Raw genomic sequence first — 21,690 nt, 5'->3', positions numbered from 1 at the left:
GTACGCCCTGAAAATGCTTGGATTGCTTAAAAAGTGTAATTTAACGATCTAATTTGTACGATAGGTGATTTTTAAATTGCAAAATCCAATTTTGTGCCGGTTTTACCAGATGTCACGGAGACTTTTGCAAGAGCCTCATAAGTTCCGAAAATCCTTCCGGCGGGGTAAGAAAACCCCGCCTATCCATGTCTATGAGGATAGGCGGGGTTTTCTTACCCCGCTGATTTTCATCGCCTGTCCACCTTCCTTACCACAACGAACTTCAGATAATGAGTCTGCGGCATGGATAACAGGATTGGATGGTCTTTGGATTGCGGGCGGTTTTCCATGAGCTGAAGGAGACATCCGGCATCAACTGCAGCATCATGTATAATATCAAGAAAATGGTCCGGTGATACGTTTTGTGAACAGGACGATGTGATAAGGAATCCGCCATCATTAAGTAATTTTAAGGCTGTGAGGTTAATATCTTTATAACCCCTCGCTGCTCCTCCTCTTGCACCTTTGTCCTTTACGAAAGACGGAGGGTCAAGCATAATGCAGTCAAATCGTTCGCCTGCTTTATATCTATCCCTGAGCCATTGGAAGGCATCACCCTTTTCAGCCTTAATAATATTATCAAAATTATTAAGCAGAATATTTCTTTTAAGCATCTCCATAACCTTACCTGAATCCTCCAGCGCCAGCACCTCTTTTGCCCCGTATTTAACCGCATAAAGGGCAAAGGCTCCTGTGTATGCAAAGCAGTCTAAAACTCTTCCACCTTTTATGTATGGTTCAATAGAATGTCTGTTTTCCTGCTGGTCCAGATAAAAGCCTGTCTTGTGGCCTTCCATAAGGTCTATCTCAAAGCTCATCCCATCCATAGAAACAACTGTTTTGACCTCATCCTTTCCATATAAGATACCCTTAACAGGCTCAAGCCCTTCTTTTTTTCTTACCTCAACTTCACTCCTCTCAATAATCGTCATAGGATTAAATAACTCTGTCAGTATCTTTACAATCTCTCCTCTCCACATATCCATCCCAAGCGTGAGTATCTGTAAGCTCAACTTGTCTTCGTACTTATCAACAATTAAACCCGGAAGCAGGTCTCCTTCACTGAAGACGACTCTAAAAGAACCATTTATGTTATACCCAAGAGAAAGGCGATACTTCAGTGCATCTTCAATCCTGCGGTAAATAAATTCCCTGTTAATCTCTGCATCCTGAAAACTCAATATCCTTACGGCTATCTTTGAATGGGCATTTATATACCCCTTTCCAACAAATCTTCCCTGTTGAGTAAAAACCTTTACCACGTCGCCATTGGTATAATTACCATCAATAGACGTTATCTCATTGTCAAATATCCACAGGTGGCCGGATAGGACTCTTTTGGCACATTTTTTTTCTATTTTTATTTCTGGAATTTTCAACCGAGAATCTCCATAGCTCACCCTCCCCCTAACCCCCTCCCGTCAAGGGAGGGGGGAGGCAGGAGGGGGGCTCCGGGTAAGGGGGCCTTATTGTCATTCACCTTTGAAGATTTTAACAAAGTGTAAGAGATAATGATTGGATGTACAGAATATTTTTGCAAACCATCTGACCTATCTAACCCCCATACGTCTTTGAGTAATCTATATAGTTCTGTGCGGACTGCCTTATCCTCGCCTTTTCTGCATCCGTGAGGTCTCGTTTGGGTTTGGCGGGCATTCCAATAGCAAGTGTTCCCGGAGGAATAACGGCACCTTCTGTAACAAGTGCTCCAGCCCCGATTATGCAGTCCTCTCCTATGACAGCGCCATCCAGTATGGTCGCACCCATTCCAATAAGACATCTGTCTTTTATAGTGCATCCATGCAGGGTAACCGAATGTCCCACGGTAATATCACTACCAAGTATCAGGGGGTGGGTATTTTTTGTTACGTGGAGCATACAGATATCCTGGATATTAGTACGATCTCCGATCCTGATATAGTTAACATCCCCTCGGACAACCGCATTAAACCAGACGCTCGAATATTCCCCTATCTCAACGTTTCCAATAATAACTGCTGACTCCACAATAAATACTGTGGGATGAATCTTTGGATGGATACCTTTGTATGGTTTGATGATCATGCTATGCTCTCCCTCACCCTCTCCCGCTTGGGGAGAGGGAATTATTTTAATTTTCTCTTATCTATATCTATTATTTCCTTGACCGTTCCTTCCAGCAACAACGATGCAAGTCTTTCAGTAGCATTATTCAAGGTTGTTGTAGCTGTCTTAAGCCCCTTTGTATCCTGTTTATTTATGGCATTTTCTACATCATTTATAGCCGCGTGAATGATGTCAATTTCTGCTTCATTCAGCAGATTTACGCACTTCTCAAGCCCCTTTTTCGTAGACGAAAGCACCTTCTCTGCCTCTAACTTCACATCAAAGAATTCCTTTTTTACAGCATCTTCTGCCGCATGTTCCATTGACTCCTGCATCATTTTTTCTATGGCATCTTTTGATACATCGAGGGTAGACTTCATCTGTACCTGTTTTTCCTTACCTGTCTTTACATCCCTTGCAAGAACGTGAAGTATGCCATCCGCATCTATTGTAAACTGTACACCGATCCTTGGTACACCTGCGGGGGCCGGATCTATCTGTTCCAGAACAAATGTCCCCAGTGACCAGTTATCGGCTGCCATCTGACGCTCACCCTGAAGTACGTGTATTGTTACTGCCTGTTGATTATCTATTGCAGTGGTAAAAAGCTCACCCGCCTTTGTGGGTACCGTAGTATTCCTCGGAATAATGACATTCATAAATCCGCCATAAGTCTCTATGCCGAGTGATAACGGTGTAACATCAAGCAGCAGAAGATTTGATATGCCCCCGGTAAGTACATTTGCCTGTATTGCAGCGCCGATACCTACAGCCTCATCAGGATTAATTGAGGTATCGGGTGTCCTTCCAAATATACCTTCAACTAGCTGTCTTACCATAGGGATACGTGTTGAACCGCCGACAAGAATAACCTCATCCACATCAGACGGCGTAAGCTTTGCGTCCATCAGCGCTTGGAGGCAGGGCTTTCGTGTACGGTCAACTATGTCCCTTGCAAGCTCTTCAAAATCCTTCCTGGTCAGTTTATATCTGAGACTGAATGATGGCGTAAGGAAAGGTATGGATATTTCCACTTCATCCTGAAATGACAATAAGCATTTTCCCTTTTCAGCCTCTTCCCTGATACGGCTGAGGGCAAACAGATTTTTAGACAGATCCCCGCCGCCGGAATCTTCGATTACTTTAAGTAAAAGGTCTATAAGCCTTCGGTCAATGTCATCACCGCCAAGACGTGTATTTCCACAGGTAGATAGAACCTGAAATATTCCGTTCTTTATATCAAGTATTGATATATCAAATGTCCCCCCGCCGAAGTCATAAACACCTATCTTTGCATTCAACCTTTTATCAAGGCCATAAGCAAGGCTCGCTGCTGTGGGTTCGTTTATTATTCGCTCAACCTTCATGCCGGCAATTTCACCTGCCCTCTTGGTTGCATTACGCTGGGCATCATTAAAGTAAGCAGGTACAGTTATAACGGCACGGTCAACTGTATCACCAAGATAACGTTCAGCATCAGCCTTTATCTTTTTTAAGACAAAGGCTGATATTTCCTCAGGAAGATATGTCCTGTTATCAACCCCAATCCTGAGTGTCTCTTCACCCTTTCCAATTAAGGGATAAGAGACAAACATATCTTCATCTTTAATCTCATTACCGCGCCTGCCCATGAACCTTTTTACAGAGTAGATTGTCTTTTTTGGATTGATTGCGCGCTGCCGGTTTGCCGTATGGCCTATGATTGGTGCCTCATTACCCTCTGTAAATGCAACAACTGACGGAGTAAGCCTCTGACCATCACCATCCGCAATAACAATAGGCTTGCCGCCTTCTATAACTGAAACTACAGAATTTGTAGTTCCAAGATCAATGCCGATTATTTTACCCACTAAACGTTACTCCCTTCATCCGAAAATCAACCCCATCCCCACCCTAACCCTCCCCTTGTAGGGGAGGGAATATAAATTTCTTACTTCTTACTTCTAACCTCTTGCTTCTGCCTTCTTGTCTCTAACTTTTGCTCCTAACTCAGCCCCATGATCATCTCATCCACCAAAGACTGTAACTTCGAGAGATAAGATAATTCATGTGATAGGATTATCAATCTTCTGACAAGAGGTTTTCTCTCATCAGAAGCTGAGTTTAACCACTCAGTGTCAATTGTATCAATTGATTTAAGTACACGCCCCCATTTATTTTGAGCTTCTTTTTTTACATCAAGTAAGTTTTGATACAGGTCACTTTTTTTAGTCTCTCCCTTGCCGCCTTTCTTAATAAAGGCATCCGCCTCATTACATACATCACTGGCCTCAATAAAAAACTCCATTGTATCTGCTGATGCCTTGCCGGATACAGGTGTCTCCTTGTCAGTCTCAAGACTTATAAGATACTTAATTCGTTCTTTGGGGTCTCTAAGCGTATAGTATGCCTTGTTAAGCAGAGACGAATACTGCATTGCAATCTCCTTAGCCTCAGGAGAAGCGCTATAGTATTTATCAGGATGTACCAGTTCGCTTAGTTTTAGAAAGACATCCTTCAGCTTATCAAGACTGAGTGAAGGCCTTCTCTCAACCTCCAGCAGTGTAAAAAAGTCTACCTCTTTCCCCATTGGAAGCAATGTGTGGCAATCCCTGCAAAAGAAGCCCTCATTTGGACTGCCGCAAGAGAGACACTTTACCTTTTGTCCCATGTTATCACAGTGCAGGTGTTCATGTTCATGCTCCATACCATATCTCCTTAATAAATGGATTTTCCCTCTTTTCTCTCCCGATAGTTGTCTCAGGCCCGTGTCCGGGATATACCTTTATTGCATCATCAAGATTTAAGAGAATGCCTCTGATTGAATCACCCAATGCGTCATACGAACCGCCCCACAGGTCAGTCCGACCGACACCATCTCTGAAAAGTGTATCGCCGGTGAACAGCATATCAGGGATATAGTAGCACACACTCCCCGGAGAGTGCCCCGGTGTATGTATAACTATGCATTTAATGTTGCCGAGCATTATCTCATCTTCACCCTCATCAAGCACTGTATCTATGTCAGTAATCTGGGGAGAGTCCATGCAGAATAATGATGCCTGCCTCTGCAAATTCTCATAAAGAAACCTATCTTCCTTGTGCATAACAACATTTGCACCGGTACTATCTTTTAATTCTTTCACAGCCCCGACATGGTCAATATGCCCATGCGTAAGCAATATATATTTAAGATTAATGCCGTGTTTTTTTAATAACCCGAGGATACGCCCTGCATCATCACCGGGGTCTATTATTACAGCATCCTTTGTAATCTTATCTCCAAGTATATAGACATTAGTTTGAAAAAAACCTACTGACATAGTCTCTATGAGTTCTAATCCCATTTGGAACATTATAAGGTATCACAATTAATGAAGTAAAGGGGTTTATAGCCCCTCCCGTTTAATCTCCTCAATCTCAGCAGATATTTTGAAGAAAAGCGGGCTGTTTTCCTGGGTAAGACCCAATGCTATGTTGAGTTTGCTCAGGGCCATTTCAGGGTTCATTGTATTTCTGAAATAGCGGGCAGAATAGAATGTCTCTCTTGCTTTGTCTCCGGTTTTATTGTATGCCTTTGAAATATTTAAATTTGCTGTCGGGTCTTCCTGATTCAGGTTCAGTGCACGTTCAAGATGTGCAATAGCCTTCACCGCATCTCCTGAATCATTTCCTGCTTCTATTTCAATTGTTCCGAGGATAACATGACCCTGTGGGTAGTCAGGTTTTAAAACAAGACTCTTGACTGCGGCTTCTCTTGCATGAGTATAGTCCTGCTGTTTCAGATAACAATATGCAAGGTCGCCCCAATAATTAGGATTGTCTTTGTTCTTTTCGATGGCAGAGAGATATTTTAAAATCGCTTCACTAAAGCGTCCTTCCTTCATATAAGCAAGGCCGAGCAGGTAGTCTTTTGTTTCTTCCCTCTTTGCTTCCGGTACCTCCTCTATCCTTAAAGCCTGAAGCAGTAAGGTTTCTTCTTTCCATCTCTTGTTGATAGAATCTAAAGCTGTGACAACCCTCCTCCAATCCATGCTTTTTTGTTTTAATTCAAATCCCCCATTACCCCCCTTTTCTAAAGGGGGGATGGGGGGATTGGGTTCATTATTTTGATACCGTTCTCTCATAACAAAATTAGCAACCGTATCCCGCCTGCTGTCAAGGTCAGGATGAGTAGACAAATATGCCGGGACCAACTGAGGGTTGAAACGTTCATAACGAAGCAGGCTGTCGAAAAAATTCAGAAGTGATTTTGGGGGATAGTTTCCCTGTTTTAAGTATCTTAGTGCATACGTATCTGCCTCTGCCTCGTTCTCACGGCTGAATTGCAGACGAATATCAATATTTGCGGCGCCAGCAATTGTAGCCGCAGCAATGTTCCCGCCTCCGAGCAGGATTGCTGCAATAGTAGCTATATCAAGAGCTGTGGTCTTATTAGAATCTTTAAAAAAATGATTCCGTTCCACATGTGCGATCTCGTGGGCAAGGACCCCGGCAAGCTCATTCTCATCCTTCAACTGGAGGAGGAGACTATCGAATACAAATATATATCCTCCCGGGATGGCAAAGGCATTCGGCTGGTCTTCATGTACAACCAGAAAATGATAGGTTGAAGGATTTGAACCTATCCCTTTGATAATTTGCTGACCCACCCTGTTTACCACTCCTGTTACATCAGGGTCTTTTATAAATTGATAATGCTGAAGGGCCTCTGCAACAAATTCCTTCCCAAGTTCTTTTGCAGGATTTTTATTCTCTACTTTTTTAACAGCAGGTTTGGCAGCACATCCTGCGAGAAGGACTATAACCAGCATCAGTGATATGAACTTCACCCGAAAATACCCTCAAGTAACCAGTAAGCGGTTAGCAGTTAGCAGATAAAACCTTCCTTCACTGCTTACTGCTCACTGTTTACTACATACAATATCCTCACGTCCACAACAATTATTCCTTTTGGATAGGCTATGACCGGATTGAATTCCATTTCTTCTATCTCAGGAAATGCGGAGATGAATTCTGAGACTGTGACAATTGCCTCTTCTATTGCATCTAAATCAACTCCAGCCATATTTCTTATGCCATTTAGAATTTGATAACCCTTGATTGATTCCATCATCCGCCGGGCAACAGAATGTGTGACAGGTGCTATCTCAATGGCAGTATCCCTTATAACCTCTGTAAATATCCCACCGAGGCCGAACAATATCAGCGGTCCAAACCGTGGGTCCCTTTTGCCGCCGATAATTAGCTCTACTCCTGGTTGTACCATTTTCTCAATGTCAACACCAAGAATGCGGGCTTTTTCGTCATACTCATACGTAGTAGTATTGATAAGCTTCCTAAATATTTGTTGTATCTCCTTAAAACTCCTTACGCCAAGCCTTACCCCTCCTACGTTTGTTTTATGAATAATATCCGGTGATACAATCTTCATGGCTACGGGGAAGCCTATTCTTCTGGCCGCTGATACAGCCTCAGTTATGGTCTTACACCTCACTGATTCCGGGTAACTCAGGTTCATAGCATCAAGCAGTCTTTTCTTATCTTCTAATGAAAACATGTTTGTATCTTCTGTGTCCCGATCTCTTATCAGGCTTGAAACACCGGGAAAACCTCTCAACTTTTCAGTAATTGGTTCAACATCCGTTGTCCTCAGCAAATGTGCAAGCGTTTTCACTAATCTTGATGGTGTCGGAAACAGGGGGATACAGCATTTACCAAAGGTATCTTCAAGCATTTTACCGTCTTTTGAAAAAGGACATAAAGAGACAATAGGTATTCGCAGTTTATTTAACTTGCCGATTGAACTAATTATTACGTCACCTAACTGTGGAGTCATTCCAGGTACGGTCATAAATGGGATCAGTATTGCGGCATCAAAATAATCAAGGCAGGTTTTGAGTACCAGCCCGAATTCAGCATCTTTAGAATTTCCGGTCAGGTCTATGGGGTTGCTGAGGGAATAGTATGACGGAAGGGCCGCCTTGAGTTTCTTTAATGGTTCGGATGGTATCTCCGGCACAGCCAGTCCTGCCTTACTACATAAGTCTGCTGTCATAACACCTATGCCTCCGGCATTAGTCAGTATAAGTATTTTCTTCCTCTCTTTCTGTTTTTGCCGCTTTTGCCGGCTTCTTCCCAGATCCCTATGCCCTCTTCTTTGAATTGACAGTGCCTTCAGCAGGTCAAGGAATTCTTCGATTGTAGTTGTCTCGAATATCCCGCTCCTCCTGAATGCAGCCTGAAATATCTCATATTTACCGGACATTGAACCTGTGTGGGATCGGGATGCCAATCTACCTGCAGGCTCCTGTCCAAGTTTAAATGCGACTACAGGCTTATTACATCTTTGGGCTGTACTGATAAACCTTCTGCCATCTTCAATGGATTCAATACACAATCCAATAACAGCGGTTTCTTCATCGGTACTAAGATATTCGAGCAGGTCTGTCTCGCTGACATCCACCCTGTTTCCATAGCTGACTGCTTTGGCGATGCCAATCCCTTCCTGTTCAAGCAGGATCATTGTTGTCCCAAGCACAGAACCACTTTGTGATATAACTGAGATATTTCCGGCAGAAGGCCGTGGAACGCGGTCTACCGGTAGGAAGAAGGTATCAAGTCCTGAAGATGGATGAAAAACACCGAGACAATTAGGCCCTATTATACGAATACCTGAAGAGGCTGCTATCTCTCTGATTTCTTGCTCTAATCCTTCCCCGCCCACTGTTTCTCCAAAACCGGAGGTTGCGATAATAATATGCCGAACCCCTTTTTCCGCATGTTCTCTCAATAGCGCCGGTACTGCATCAGGAGGTGTTATAAGAACAGACAGGTCAACACTATCAGGGACTGATTTGATGGAAGGGAAACATTTGATTCCATGCAATGACGAGTAGTGTGGATTTACCGGATATATCCTTCCACTGAAGCTATTCAGCAAATTCTTCAGGACAATCCCGGATGGCTTTATCTCATCCTGAGAAGCCCCGATTACAGCAACAGACGCAGGATAAAAAAACGGTTTGAGATCATTTGGGCCAGCCATATCGGTTAGAATACACTCTTAAAATAAAAATTGCAAAATTTTCAGATGAACCCTTCTACAGGCTCAGGGTGACACGCTGGTGTCATGGTGAGCTTGTAGAACCATAACTAACACGGTTTGCAGAGAAGGCCCTCCCCCCTTTCAGGGGGAGAGTTGGGGGTTGGCTTGTTGAAAGGTTACAGGAAACCTTTTCGGAGTTATATAAAATCTATAAATACCGGGAAATTGGTAATTTTGTCTTTTAGGATTGGATTAAGATTGGATTATTTACAACTAACTTCAAATGTAATATTATGAGGCAATTGCTTAAATAAAATATGTTTTAAATAATCATGTCTGAAATACCTGATAGCCTGAAAAATATAAGGTCAGCGGAAACAAATCAAATCAAAGAGAATATCCTTGTCGTTGAGGATGACCCGACGGTCAGGGAATATTTAGAGGAACTCTTTTCTTCCAACGGTTATTCGGTCAGTACCGCATCAACCGGCAAAGAGGCATTGTTTATCCTGAATAATGAATATTTCCCATTAATTATTACTGACCTAAGACTGCCGGATTTGCCTGGTATGGAAATATTAAGCTATATACAGAGGAAGGATATAAATACCGCAGTATTGATTATTACTGGATATGCATCTATGGATTCTGTAATTGAAGCGCTTCGCCAGGGTGCGTATGATTACCTTACCAAACCATTCAGTGCACAGATTTTGCTCCATCGGGTAGCGAGGGCATTTGAGAAAATACATATAACTGAAATCAGAAGGGATATCTCATCAAGGATTGTCTATGCAACAGAAGAGGAGAGACGCCGCATATCTCGTGATGTACACGATGTGCTGGGGCAGTCTCTTGCGGTTATAAAACTTACATTAAAGGTTATTCGCCGAAAGGTTGCGGAATCAGAAGAGGAGATATTGTCCGACATTGACGGTTTGTCTTCCCATGTAGAAGAAACAATGAAGGAGATATCAAGGATTACAAAAAATCTAAGCCCTTCGTATGTATCTGAAGTAGGATTTTCAAAGGCACTGAGACTGTATGTTGAGACCTTTTCAAAAAAGACAGGGATTCAGGTAAAGTTAGTCCTGCCGGAAGAATTTTCCCTCAAGGACCCTCAGCATGATATACATCTATACAGGATAGCCCAGGAGTCACTTACAAATGCGGCAAAACACTCCTGTGCTACAAAGGTGGATGTCAGCCTGATACCTGCTGAAGGTTTGATGTACTTCTCAATAGAAGACAATGGAAAGGGTTTTGACAGGCCGCATGAAGAAGACATGCTTGGACTTGGTTTGATAGGGATGAAAGAAAGAGCCGCCATATTAGGCGGTAAGTTAATAATAGAATCTACACCAGGGCAAAAGACCATGATTAAAGTTGAGGTGCCTTATGAATCAGTCAGTTTCAAACAGCATAACTAACAATATCAGGATACTATTAGTGGATGACCATGCACTTTTCAGGCAGGGTTTGAGACGCATACTGGAGTCAGAGAAGGATTTCACGATAGTCGGTGAAGCTTATGATGGTGATAATGCTTTAGAGATAGCAGGTGCACTTTCCCCTGACATAATACTTATGGACATCTCAATGCCTAATTGTAATGGAATAGAGGCGTCTCAAAAGATTAAACAGATGCTTCCTTTGACAGGCATAATACTTCTTACGATGCATGAAGACCTGTTTCTGCAGAGAGAGGGCAAGAATATTGGGGTTTCAGGGTATGTGTTGAAGAAATCTGCCGACAAAGAGTTGATTGATGCCATAAGAAAGGTATACTCCGGACAGACTTTTTTTCTATCTCAGCCTGATACTCCTGTTACTGTATCTTCAGATACGATGTATTATGACATCCTCAGTGCCCGTGAGAAAGAGATGCTCAGGCTGCTTGCAAATGGGATGACAAACATTGAAATATCAAGGCATGCATGTATCAGTGTAAATACTGTGGAGACCCACAGAAAAAATATCATGAAAAAACTAAAACTCCACAGCCTGAGTGAGATTATTAAATTTGCACTTGTACATGGGCTTATTCAGAGGTAATAAGGTGGGAAGGCTGAAGGTAGAAGTAAGAAATAAGACGCTCCCCCTTTAGAAAAGAAAAGTTTATTCCCCCTCCCTTGACGGGAGGGGGTTAGGGGGAGGGTGAGCTATGGTTATTTTCGGATGAACTGTCATGCCCCTCCGGGGCACAAAGGGGAATGAAAATTAACCCCCTTAATCCCCCTTTAAATAAAGGGGGAGATATGACAACCAGAAATCCCCCCCTTGTAGTTAAAGGGGGGCGAGGGGGGTTATTTTCGGATGAACCGTGGGTTCACAAATGGCAATGAAAACCCCACCCTCACCCGCACCCTCTCCCTGAGGGAGAGGGTGCTAAGTTTATTCCCTCCCCTTCAAGGGGAGGGGTAGGGTGGGGATGGGGTTATTTTCGCGTGAAAGGACAAAACAACGATGGCACTTCAGATAAGCAATAAGGCAGAAAGAATAGTTCAGGCAGAGATACGGTCAATGTCTATAGAGTGTGAACGGGTGGGTGGTATTAATCTGGCACAGGGTGTATGTGACACAGAACTGCCTCTTCCTGTCGGCATAGGTGCAAAAGAGGCTATTGATGCGGGGATAAACAGCTATACACGTTACGATGGTATAAAAGAGTTAAGAGATGCGATTGCAAAGAAGATGAAGGATTATAATGGAATCAGTGCAGATCCTGATTCCGAGATTATTGTAAGTGCCGGGTCAACAGGGGCATTTTATTGTGCGTGTTTAGCCCTGCTAAATCCCGGTGATGAAGTAATTTTGTTTGAACCGTACTATGGCTATCATATTAACACGCTTTTATCTGTGGAGGCTGTTCCAACTTATGTTGGTTTAACAGCACCCGGCTGGACGTTCTCTCCTGAAGACCTCGAAAGGGTAATTACCCCGCATACAAGGGGGATAATGATTAATACACCTGCAAATCCATCCGGCAAGGTGTTCAATCGCGCTGAACTGGAATGGGTAGCTGAGTTTGCAAACCGGCATGATCTGTTCGTATTTACAGATGAGATATATGAATATTTTTTATATGATGGGAATGAGCATATCAGTCCTGCGTCTTTACCGGGAATGGCTGAACGCACGATAACTATTTCAGGCTATTCAAAGACGTTCAGTATAACAGGATGGCGTATCGGATATACAGTCAGTCATGCAAAATGGGCGCAGATGATCGGTTATCTCAATGACTTAATTTATGTATGTGCGCCTGCCCCTCTGCAGATGGGTGTTGCAAAGGGGATTCTTGATTTAAAACCTGATTACTATAAAGGACTATGCGATTTATTTTCCAAAAAACGCGATAATATTTGTACTGCCCTTTCTAAGGCTGGTCTAAAACCATCAATACCTCAGGGTGCATATTATGTCCTTGCAGATGTCTCACATCTCCCCGGCCGTACAAGTAAGGACAAGGCCATGTTTATCCTTGAAAAGACCGGGGTGGCAAGTGTCCCGGATGAGGCATTCTTTCATAAACCCGGCAGTTCGCAGTTTGTTAGATTTTGTTTTGCAAAGGAAGATGCTGAGTTAGATGAAGCGATTAATCGTCTGGAAACCCTGAAACTATATATTTAAACCTGAAAAAGGCGACTAGCCACAGAGTACACAGATGAATCGGTCATGAGACGGGGGTCTCACAAAGGGGCATGAAAATCAGCGGGACAAGAATGTCCCGCCTATCCTCGTAGATATGGATAGGCGGGGTTTTCTTACCCCGCCGGAGAGGATTTTCGGGTGAAGACAGTATATATATCAAAGGAAAAACTGATTTTCATGGTCTGAAGAATACTACAGAGTTTAACAGGTAGTCTATTATGACATCAATTACTGAAATCCTTTCATCATCGTCTGACAGGACAGTTGTAGTATCCGCATTAAAAGAATACATATCAAAAAAAGGCCATGAGATTCGAGACCTTCATCGGAATGGTGCATCCGGCCTCTATATTGTTACCCGAATTTCAAGCCTCACGGATAAGATCATTACAGAGATTTACCAATACGAACTGAAAAAATACGAGTCTTCTCATAGCAGTCCTGTTTCTGAGAAATGCGCTGTGGTTGCTGTAGGCGGTTATGGGAGGGGTGAGTTGAACCCCTTCTCAGACATAGACATCATGTTTCTCTACAAAAGTGATGCAAGAGAGGCAGTGGAAACTGTCTCAATGGCTGTACTCTATCTGCTGTGGGACTTGAAATATAATATAGGGCACAGCATCAGGACATTGGATGATTGTTTAAAGGTCGGCAGTGCAGATTTTACAGTCAGGACTGCACTACTTGAGGCAAGGCTTATCACAGGGAGTGAACCGCTTTACAATGAATTCCAGACCACCTTTTCAAACAAGGTGGTCGGCAGGGATGTTAAGTCCTACATAGAAGACCGCCTTGCCAATATACGGGAGAGATACAAACTGTATGGTTCTTCGATATATCTTGTTGAACCGAACGTAAAAGAGGGTAAGGGAGGCCTCAGGGATATTCACAGCCTGAAGTGGGTAGTTATAGCCAAATACAGGATTTATTCCCTTGCCGATTTCCATAAAAAGGGGTACGTCTCAAAGAGGGGATATAACGAACTTGTAGATGCACAGGACTTTTTATTAAAGATCAGGAATGAACTCCACTTTCATGCAGGAAAGGCCGCTGATGTCCTGACAGTAGAAGACCAGTTGCGGATGTCTAAGTTCTTAGGTTACACAGATGCACCTCACCGCCTTGGTGTTGAGGCATTTATGAGGGATTATTACATGCATGCCTCTCACATACATGATATTTCCACAAGGGCAATAGAAAAGGCCCTTCCAAAGCCTGTTTGGAAGGCAGGTGTGGAACTTATTACATCAAGATTTGTGAAGCCCTGCTTTGTACTGACTAAGGACACTATCCACATACCTGAGAGGTATCAGGATGCGTTTTTCAACGACATGAAGAATGTAGTCTATCTGTTTTACCTCGCCCTTATAAATGGACTCAATATATCTACCTATACTATGAGCATGCTTTACCGTAATTCAGACAGGGTGTCACTTAACCTGCATTCCTTACCTGATGTTAATAAGGTATTCCGGCAGATTATCTCATGGCCGCACAGCATTGCCGATACCCTCAGAAATATGCATAAGGTAAAGGTCCTTCAAAAAATAATCCCGGAATTTGAGAGGATATCCTGTTATTCATCTTATGATTATTATCATAAGTATACAGTGGATGAGCATAGCTTTATCGCTATACAGATAGCTGAGGACCTTAAATATGCACATGGATATATGCCTAAGGTATACAGGGAGATTAAGCGCAAAGACCTGCTTCACCTGGCACTCCTGCTTCATGATGCAGGAAAGGGGAGCGGGGAAGACCATTCTGTAGTCGGGGCACGGATTGCAGAAAGGGTTGCCGGACAATTGGGCTATAACATCGAGGATACAGTGCTCCTGATTTTTCTTGTTAAGAATCATCTTATTATGCCTAATATTGCATTCCGTAGAGACCTGTCTGAAGACAAGGTTATCCTGCTGTTTTCAAGAGATGTTGCTACTCCGGAGATTCTGAGAAAGCTGTTCGTGCTGACATTCGCAGATATAAATGCCGTTGGCCCTGAAACATGGAACGGTTGGAAGGAAAATCTTCTGACTGACCTTTATTACAGGGCAATGGAAGAATTATCCGGGACAAAGGCTGTATATTCGGAAGAGGATATTATCTCAAAGGTCAAGTCAGAGATAGATGAGAAGCTATGTCTTATATTTCCGCAGGGCTGGCTTGAGGAAAGGCTCAAGGACATGGAGACCCGCTATCTGTTGGTAACACCGCCTGAGAAGATAATGAATCATCTGCATGAGATCAATAAACTTGTTGAAGACAGGGACGAGTCGGTACTTACAGATTCATCAACTGATAAGGGGATAGTAGAGTTTACTGTTTATACTTATGATGAGATTACCCCCGGCCTTTTTTCAAAGATAGCAGGCGTACTTGCTGCCGCAGGATACAATATACTCGGTGCACAGGTTTATACTACAAAAAAGGGTATTGTTGTTGATACCTTTCAGGCACAGGACCCCTACCCCGAAGGGGTTTCAGCTATGCTTAGGCAGGCCACTGTTAAGAAACATATAGGCGAAGTGCTTAAAGGAGAAATTACAGTAGAATCCCTTTTTGGAAAGTACGCCAATAAGAGGCCTCCCAAAAAAATGATTCCTATTACTGCCCCCTCAAAGGTTGAGATTGACAATAACTCCTCTGATGATTTTACAATCATTGATATATTTGCTGCTGATAAACAGGGTTTGTTGTATATTATTACAAAGAATATTTTTGACATGGGGCTTTCGATTTATTCATCAAAGATTGCAACACATGTAGACCAGATTGTTGATGTATTTTATGTCAAAGATACAGAGGGAAATAAGATTACTGATCCTGATATACTCACAAGCGTTAAGCAGAGATTGCTTAACGCCATAGAGGAGTACTGGAATACCGGTTAAGCAAGCTCCCTTTGATGATAAGGCGCTGTTTTTACTCCCAGTGCCCGGCCGCCTTTACCTACCCATGTCTTTGTCCAACTACGCTGGGCTATTCTTAACATTATCAGTACACATGCCGCTAATACAGCAAACACAATAAATCCATAAGCGAATGTACCTGTGTATTGTTTTGAAAGGCCCATTGCATTCGGCAGGATAGCCCCGCCGAGTGCCCCGACTTCCCCTATCATACTTCCTGCAACTGCTGTGGTTTTAGGCCAGCGAAGAGGTACTAATTGAAACAGGGAACCATTGCCTGCGCCGAGGGCTGCAAAGCATATCATAAACATTATGGTAGTTGTCACTAATGAAGGAAGTGTTGCACCAAACAGCATCATTGCTATGATAATTATAAAAACTCCGCTCAGGGTATTAATACCGCCGATCTTGTCTGATACATAACCTCCTAACACCCTGACGCCGCTGCCCATTACAGCCGCAAGCATCGTCAACTGGCCTGCCTGAACCTTGGTTACACCGAACTGGTCATAAAAATAGGTTGGAAGAAAATTTGATAACCCTATAAAGCCGCCGAATGTAATAATGTAGATCAGATTAAATGCCCAGCCCTCTTTTTCAACAAGGCATTTTGTCAATTCTTTAATGCTGTGGTTCTCTCTGTCAGGGGGTTCTTTTGCAAGGAATATCATAACTAATATTGGTAATAACATAGTCAATGCCGCAAATCCATATACCGTCTGCCATCCATAGCTCATCGCAAGCGGCGGGGCAAATAATACCGCAAGGACTGTTCCGCTGTTCCCTGCCCCTGCAATACCCATAGCCAGTCCCTTGTACTGCGGGGGAAACCATCCTGAACCTAAAGATAGGGCCACACCAAAGCTTGCCCCTGCTATACCGAGCAGAACACCCATAGCAAGTACATCTGAGTAACTGCTTACAGCAAAATAACCATATATCATAGCAATAAATATCATACCCATCTCAACAAGAGCGGCGTTCTTCCTTCCTATGTATTGTGATAGTACACCGAGCGGAAATCGCATAAACGCCCCTGCCATAATCGGCACAGAGATCATGAATCCTTTCTGGGCCGGGGTCAGGTGAAACTGCTCGCTGATAAAAGGCGCCATTGCGCCATTTAATACCCAGATAGCAAAACAGAAATCAAAATATAGAAATGATGCAATAAGAGTAGGGAGATGTCCTGATTTAGAAAAATTTCTAAAATTTCCCATTGTAAAATCCTCCGTTATTTTTAAACTTCCTACAACATATTTTTGTTAAATTGAGAGAGGGTTAGTGTTGTAACTATCGGAAAACAGTATAAAAAACTTAGGTTGTTTAAAAATGATGAAATGTATAATTATAAGTAAAACATCAGGAGAGTGTTTTATGAAGATAAAATTTGGGGTGAGCGAGGGGACTTGAACCCCCAACCTCTGGAGCCACAGTCCAGAGCTCTGACCAATTGAGCTACGCCCACCATAAGCCGGTTAACGTGACCGTTGTTCGTGTCCGTTAATTTTTTCAGGGTCACGGATACCGGACACCAATTACGGTTTCTATTATATGCGGCTGGCAGGAATCGAACCTGCGACCTAGTGATTAGAAGTCACTTGCTCTATCCAACTGAGCTACAGCCGCAACTGTTGATGCTGAAAAATACCCATTTGCGGCGTCAGGTCAGCGGATTTGATCCTCAACGTACAAAATAGTACGCCTCGGCTCAAATCCGCAGCCCTTCCTTGCAACTGGGCATTTTTGAGCATCAACAGGCGCACATCGTTTTACTCGCCAAACGAGTATCGAGCTATTAATTGCATTAATCTTGCTTAGCATGGTCGGGGTGAGAGGACTTGAACCTCCGACACCCTGCTCCCAAAGCAGGTGCGCTACCAGTCTGCGCTACACCCCGATAACGATTAAACTACAATCAAACACAGATAGCTTTTATACTATATTCAACGGCTAAAAGTCAAATTATATAAGAAATCCTTGTTGATAATCAGACGCTAATACATTTACAGTTACCTTTCAGTTGTTATGTTATCAACAAGATTGTATAATTTTCACATAAACTTTTAAATAGTTTCTGAAATGGAGATAATATGGCATTAGACCCTGTATGCGGAATGGATATTGACCCTGCTGATGCAGCGGGAAAGAGTATATACAAAGGTGAAACGATATACTTTTGTGCAGAACAGTGCAAGGAACAGTTTGATGCTGACCCGGACTCGTTCATGTCACCTTCCCCCCGGCCTTCTCATAGAATGGTTGAGGCAGGAAAGGATGCTGTTGATACAGCCAAAGACCTTATATGCGGGATGGTTGTAGACAAACACAAATCATTGAACACAACCATCGGGGGAAGGACATACTACTTCTGCAGTGACAGTTGTCTCAGGACATTTGCGGCACCGGAAGAAGAGATGAAGGCTATGAAGAGGAGGGTGTCAATTGCCCTTGCTGGAGTCATTGCACTTGCCATTCTGCGAGCAGGTTTCTTCCTCGGTCTTGCCGCAGGGGCCACCATTATTACATGGGCGCCTATCCCACAGCTTCCCTGGTTTACATGGGGGGTCTGGCTGATGATTGTTACAACACCTGTCCAGTTTATCGGAGGGTGGGGATTTTACCATGGGGCATATCATGCGATTAAAAGCAGGATGATAAATATGGATTTCCTGATAGCCCTCGGAACCTCTGTTGCTTACTTCTACTCTGTTGTTGTTATATTTGCCCCTTCTATCTTACCGGTTCCTGTAGAAGAGAAGAGTGTCTACTTTGAGGTATCAGCAGTCATTATTGCCTTTGTCCTCCTTGGAAAATATATGGAAGAGATTATCAAGAAAAAATCTTCCGCTGCTGTCAGGAAACTGATGGATTTAAAACCACAGACCGCCAGAGTTATACGAGATGGCGAGGAGGTTGAAATTCCTGCAGAGTTTGTTCAGATAAATGATATTGTAGTAGTCAGGCCCGGAGAGAAGATACCTGCGGATGGCATTGTTACAGAAGGTTCATCTGCTATAGATGAAAAAATGATTTCAGGAGAAAGCATCCCGGCAGAAAAGAAGGCAGGTGATGAGGTAATCGGTGCAACAATAAACAAGACCGGTATGCTCAAATTTAAGGCAACAAGGGTCGGATCAGAAACAACACTGAATCAGATTATTAAATTAGTGGAAGAGGCACAGGCATCCACTGCACCAATCCAGAGGATAGCAGACAAGGCAACCGGTTATTTTGTACCGTTTGTAATCGGCGGGGCAATACTTGCATTGGCAGGCTGGTCGTTGATGGGTAATTTCCCTCAGGGACTCTTATCCTTCATTGCAGTCCTGATCATCGCCTGCCCATGTTCACTCGGTATTGCCACACCTGCGGCACTGATGGTCGGAGTAGGAAAGGGGGCTGAGGCAGGCATCCTTATACGGGGCGGCGAATATCTTGAAAGGGCCATGAAATTAACAACAGTAGTTTTTGATAAAACAGGGACATTGACTAAAGGGGAACCATCGGTAACGGATATAGTGCACCCCTCATCCTCCCCTCTCCCCTTGGGGGAGAGGGTTAGGGTGATGGGTTCTTCGGATGAAAAAGAAATTCTTCAGCTTGCTGCTGTTGCAGAAAAAGGTTCTGAACATCCGCTTGCAGAGGCGATATTAAAGGAGGCAAAGAAGAGAGGGCTTGATATTCCTGACCCTGATAGCTTTGAGGCTATACCGGGTCAAGGTGTAATTTGTAGTTATAAAGGAGATACTATACTGCTCGGTAACAGGAAACTTATGGAGTCTTATAATGTTCCCACAGCAGATTTTGAGGAAACCCTTACAATGCTTGAGATGCAGGGAAAGACAGCAATGTTAGTCGGTTATCGGGGGATTTTGCTTGGCATCATAGCTGTTGCAGACACTATTAAAGATAATGCCCTTGAGGCTGTTCAAGCACTTAGAAAAGAAGGTATAGAGGTGATAATGCTCACCGGTGATAATGAACGGACAGCAAGGGCAATTGCAAAGCAATTAGAAATCGAAAATGTAATAGCAAACGTCCTGCCCGGAGAAAAGGCAGGTGTAATAAAAAGGTTACAGGAGGCTGGAAATATTGTTGCAATGGTAGGAGACGGTATAAATGATTCACCTGCCCTTGCCCAGGCTGACATTGGTATGGCCATTGGAAGCGGCTCCGATATAGCCAAAGAGACTGGGGGTATCATTCTTGTGAGGGACGATGTCAGAGATGTAGTAGCAGGTATAAGACTATCAAAGGCAACAATGAGAAAGATTAAACAGAACCTCTTCTGGGCATTTTTCTATAATTCTGTCGGCATACCCATAGCAGCACTTGGCCTGTTAAACCCAATCTTTGCAGCAGCGGCAATGGCCCTCAGCTCGTTGTCTGTTGTAACCAACTCAGCATTATTAAAAAGGGTACGGCTTTGATTAGGGGGATGAAATCGGAAATTTATTAGGCATCTACCTCAACACGATCGCTGTAATTAAAGGAAATACTACTACGTGAAGAAGCGTTAAAGGCATTCATCCTTGCAAATTGAAAGCAGTTGTTTTAAAATGCAAGGATGATAGAGAGATATATTCAGAAGAAGGTAGAAGGTTCTTTAAAGCGATTTCCTGTTGTTGGAATATCAGGTTCACGCCAGGCAGGTAAAACCACTCTTTCAAAAAAGATACTTAAAAATTATTATCCTCCCATAAGTTCTCCCGGTGTATACCGAACATGCTCCTAACTGTCCTGTTATTCATCTTTTGTCCAAAAATCCGCTAGTAACTCTGCCTGATCCAGCACCTTGTTTACAGAAGCAGTATATTCACCGGTTGCCGGGTCATCCGGCGGATATTTGTATTTTCTAAGTATCCGCTTCACAAGTACCCGGAGTCTGGCTTGAACGCTTTCTTTTAATTGCCAGTCAATCGTTGTATTTTTCCGAACGCTTTCAACAAGTTCATGAGCAATCAATTTAAGAGTTTGGTCGCCCAAAACAGTTTCAGCGGTTGGATTGTCTGCGAGAGCATCATAAAAGGCAAGTTCATCAACCCGCAGATTTAACTCCTCACCACGCTGGTCAGCCTTGCGTATATCCTTTGCAAGGTGGATGAGTTCTTCGATAATGTTTGCGGAATCAATCAGGCCGTTCTGATAGCGTTTTACGGCCTCAGCCAGCAATTCAGAAAACTTCCTGCCCTGCACAAGATTGGTTTTTCTTCGGGTTTTTATCTCATCGTTTAGAAGCCGTTTTAGTAGTTCCAGAGCAAGGTTCTTGCGGGACATCCCCTGAATCTCAGCAAGGAATTCATCAGAAAGAATAGAAATATCCGGCTTTCTTATTCCTGCGGCATCGAATACATCAATGACTTCTTTTGAAATGATTGCATCATTAACAATCTGGCGAATAGCTGTTTCTATTTCTTCATCCGTGCGCTTTTTACCCTGTTCATCAAACTTGGAGAAGCGGGTTTTCAGTGCCTGAAAGAATGCCAAATCATCCCGAATTTCAAAAGCCTTGGCATGAGGCACAGAAAGCCCGAATGCCTTTTGAAGCCGAATCACATTTTCCTTAAAGCGTTCTTTACCGTTCCTGATAATATTACCGTCTTTTTCTCCTGTTAATTCTGAAATGTAATTTGCCGCATCAAGTATGAAATTCAGTTTTTCTTTGGGTTCGAGGGCAAAGTATTTGCGATAATCAAAACCGGCGAACATATCAACCACTATCTCGTAAAGCTCTATCATCATGGCAACAGCCTCTTCCTTATCAAATGCCGGCTTGCCCTTGCCCTTGCTTTCTGTATAAATAGCCAGGGCCTTTTTCAAGTCCTGGGCGATACCAATATAATCAACAACAAGTCCGCCTTCTTTATCACCGAATACACGATTAACACGGGCAATGGCCTGCATCAGATTGTGCCCGTTCATTGGTTTATCAATGTACATGGTATGCAGGCAGGGCGCATCAAAACCGGT

General features: G+C 43.2%; 16 protein-coding genes and 3 tRNA genes. 6 read left to right on the top strand and 13 right to left on the bottom strand.

Annotated elements, in window-relative coordinates; translation table 11 throughout:
- Positions 1 to 227: 227 nt before the first annotated feature.
- From HZA08_14135 to HZA08_14105, 7 genes are all read right to left on the bottom strand, one after another.
- Complete coding sequence (locus tag HZA08_14135) at positions 228 to 1,439, bottom strand: class I SAM-dependent rRNA methyltransferase (protein MBI5194557.1); 1,212 nt, start codon at positions 1,437 to 1,439, stop codon at positions 228 to 230.
- A 154-nt stretch (positions 1,440 to 1,593) separates the two neighbouring features.
- Complete coding sequence (locus HZA08_14130) at positions 1,594 to 2,103, bottom strand: gamma carbonic anhydrase family protein (GenBank protein MBI5194556.1); 510 nt, start codon at positions 2,101 to 2,103, stop codon at positions 1,594 to 1,596.
- A 41-nt stretch (positions 2,104 to 2,144) separates the two neighbouring features.
- Positions 2,145 to 3,974 (bottom strand): molecular chaperone DnaK, encoded by a 1,830-nt coding sequence (gene dnaK, locus HZA08_14125; GenBank protein MBI5194555.1) that lies wholly within the window; start codon positions 3,972 to 3,974, stop codon positions 2,145 to 2,147.
- Between the two features lie 134 nt (positions 3,975 to 4,108).
- Complete coding sequence (locus HZA08_14120; GenBank protein ID MBI5194554.1) at positions 4,109 to 4,810, bottom strand: DnaJ domain-containing protein; 702 nt, start codon at positions 4,808 to 4,810, stop codon at positions 4,109 to 4,111.
- Positions 4,800 to 5,450 carry an MBL fold metallo-hydrolase gene (locus HZA08_14115; protein MBI5194553.1) on the bottom strand — a complete coding sequence of 217 codons (651 nt, stop codon included), beginning with the start codon at positions 5,448 to 5,450 and terminating at the stop codon, positions 4,800 to 4,802. The genes HZA08_14120 and HZA08_14115 overlap by 11 nt, the downstream gene beginning before the upstream one ends.
- A 42-nt stretch (positions 5,451 to 5,492) precedes the next feature.
- Positions 5,493 to 6,935: a M48 family metalloprotease gene (locus tag HZA08_14110; GenBank protein ID MBI5194552.1), complete on the bottom strand. Its 1,443-nt coding sequence runs from the start codon at positions 6,933 to 6,935 to the stop codon at positions 5,493 to 5,495.
- A gap of 65 nt (positions 6,936 to 7,000) precedes the next feature.
- The gene (locus HZA08_14105; protein MBI5194551.1) at positions 7,001 to 9,151 is read right to left on the bottom strand and encodes an acetate--CoA ligase family protein; all 2,151 of its coding nucleotides are present in this window, start codon (positions 9,149 to 9,151) and stop codon (positions 7,001 to 7,003) included.
- A gap of 332 nt (positions 9,152 to 9,483) precedes the next feature.
- On the opposite strand from HZA08_14105, the gene HZA08_14100 reads away from it, so the two are divergent.
- The 3 genes from HZA08_14100 (at position 9,484) to HZA08_14090 (ending at position 12,784) form a co-directional block, all read left to right on the top strand.
- Positions 9,484 to 10,581 (top strand): response regulator, encoded by a 1,098-nt coding sequence (locus HZA08_14100; GenBank protein MBI5194550.1) that lies wholly within the window; start codon positions 9,484 to 9,486, stop codon positions 10,579 to 10,581.
- Complete coding sequence (locus HZA08_14095; GenBank protein MBI5194549.1) at positions 10,550 to 11,206, top strand: response regulator transcription factor; 657 nt, start codon at positions 10,550 to 10,552, stop codon at positions 11,204 to 11,206. The genes HZA08_14100 and HZA08_14095 overlap by 32 nt, the downstream gene beginning before the upstream one ends.
- Positions 11,207 to 11,617: 411 nt before the next feature.
- Positions 11,618 to 12,784 carry an aminotransferase class I/II-fold pyridoxal phosphate-dependent enzyme gene (locus HZA08_14090; protein MBI5194548.1) on the top strand — a complete coding sequence of 389 codons (1,167 nt, stop codon included), beginning with the start codon at positions 11,618 to 11,620 and terminating at the stop codon, positions 12,782 to 12,784.
- Between the two features lie 43 nt (positions 12,785 to 12,827).
- Here the strand turns inward: HZA08_14090 and HZA08_14085 are convergent, their stop codons facing one another.
- Positions 12,828 to 12,965 carry a hypothetical protein gene (locus HZA08_14085; GenBank protein MBI5194547.1) on the bottom strand — a complete coding sequence of 46 codons (138 nt, stop codon included), beginning with the start codon at positions 12,963 to 12,965 and terminating at the stop codon, positions 12,828 to 12,830.
- 58 nt (positions 12,966 to 13,023) lie between these two features.
- On the opposite strand from HZA08_14085, the gene glnD reads away from it, so the two are divergent.
- Complete coding sequence (gene glnD, locus HZA08_14080; protein ID MBI5194546.1) at positions 13,024 to 15,699, top strand: [protein-PII] uridylyltransferase; 2,676 nt, start codon at positions 13,024 to 13,026, stop codon at positions 15,697 to 15,699.
- Here glnD and HZA08_14075 read toward each other — a convergent pair.
- The 4 genes from HZA08_14075 to HZA08_14060 all read right to left on the bottom strand — a co-directional run bounded on the left by HZA08_14075 (position 15,696) and on the right by HZA08_14060 (position 17,617).
- Positions 15,696 to 16,937 (bottom strand): NarK/NasA family nitrate transporter, encoded by a 1,242-nt coding sequence (locus HZA08_14075; protein MBI5194545.1) that lies wholly within the window; start codon positions 16,935 to 16,937, stop codon positions 15,696 to 15,698. The genes glnD and HZA08_14075 overlap by 4 nt on opposite strands.
- A gap of 171 nt (positions 16,938 to 17,108) precedes the next feature.
- Positions 17,109 to 17,185: transfer RNA gene (locus HZA08_14070), tRNA-His, on the bottom strand.
- Positions 17,186 to 17,272: 87 nt separating this feature from the next.
- Positions 17,273 to 17,346 (bottom strand) — tRNA-Arg (locus HZA08_14065).
- Positions 17,347 to 17,540: 194 nt separating this feature from the next.
- Positions 17,541 to 17,617, bottom strand: a tRNA-Pro gene (locus HZA08_14060).
- A 193-nt stretch (positions 17,618 to 17,810) separates the two neighbouring features.
- Here HZA08_14060 and HZA08_14055 point away from each other — a divergent pair.
- Positions 17,811 to 20,150, top strand: a complete 2,340-nt coding sequence (locus HZA08_14055; GenBank protein MBI5194544.1) for a heavy metal translocating P-type ATPase — start codon at positions 17,811 to 17,813, stop codon at positions 20,148 to 20,150.
- A 137-nt stretch (positions 20,151 to 20,287) separates the two neighbouring features.
- On the top strand, positions 20,288 to 20,455 hold the full coding sequence (locus HZA08_14050) for a hypothetical protein (protein MBI5194543.1): 168 nt from the start codon (positions 20,288 to 20,290) through the stop codon (positions 20,453 to 20,455).
- 8 nt (positions 20,456 to 20,463) lie between these two features.
- On the opposite strand, the gene HZA08_14045 is transcribed toward HZA08_14050, so the two are convergent.
- Positions 20,464 to 21,690, bottom strand: a 1,227-nt coding sequence (locus HZA08_14045) for a DUF3387 domain-containing protein (protein ID MBI5194542.1), incomplete at its 5' end; no start/stop codon positions are given.

It is taken from the genome of Nitrospirota bacterium (assembly GCA_016212215.1).
Lineage (GTDB): Bacteria > Nitrospirota > 9FT-COMBO-42-15 > HDB-SIOI813 > HDB-SIOI813 > JACRGV01.
This window is presented reverse-complemented; position numbering and strand designations above follow the sequence as displayed.

Excerpts from the sequence above, each read along its gene's own strand:
- HZA08_14120 (MBI5194554.1), bottom strand. The coding sequence starts at position 4,810 with ATGGAGCATGAACATGAACACCTGCACTGTGATAACATGGGACAAAAG.
- HZA08_14105 (MBI5194551.1), bottom strand. The coding sequence starts at position 9,151 with ATGGCTGGCCCAAATGATCTCAAACCGTTTTTTTATCCTGCGTCTGTT.
- HZA08_14115 (MBI5194553.1), bottom strand. The coding sequence starts at position 5,450 with ATGGGATTAGAACTCATAGAGACTATGTCAGTAGGTTTTTTTCAAACT.
- HZA08_14095 (MBI5194549.1), top strand. The coding sequence starts at position 10,550 with ATGAATCAGTCAGTTTCAAACAGCATAACTAACAATATCAGGATACTA.
- HZA08_14100 (MBI5194550.1), top strand. The coding sequence starts at position 9,484 with ATGTCTGAAATACCTGATAGCCTGAAAAATATAAGGTCAGCGGAAACA.
- HZA08_14055 (MBI5194544.1), top strand. The coding sequence starts at position 17,811 with ATGGCATTAGACCCTGTATGCGGAATGGATATTGACCCTGCTGATGCA.
- HZA08_14130 (MBI5194556.1), bottom strand. The coding sequence starts at position 2,103 with ATGATCATCAAACCATACAAAGGTATCCATCCAAAGATTCATCCCACA.
- HZA08_14075 (MBI5194545.1), bottom strand. The coding sequence starts at position 16,937 with ATGGGAAATTTTAGAAATTTTTCTAAATCAGGACATCTCCCTACTCTT.
- HZA08_14090 (MBI5194548.1), top strand. The coding sequence starts at position 11,618 with ATGGCACTTCAGATAAGCAATAAGGCAGAAAGAATAGTTCAGGCAGAG.
- glnD (MBI5194546.1), top strand. The coding sequence starts at position 13,024 with ATGACATCAATTACTGAAATCCTTTCATCATCGTCTGACAGGACAGTT.
- HZA08_14050 (MBI5194543.1), top strand. The coding sequence starts at position 20,288 with ATGATAGAGAGATATATTCAGAAGAAGGTAGAAGGTTCTTTAAAGCGA.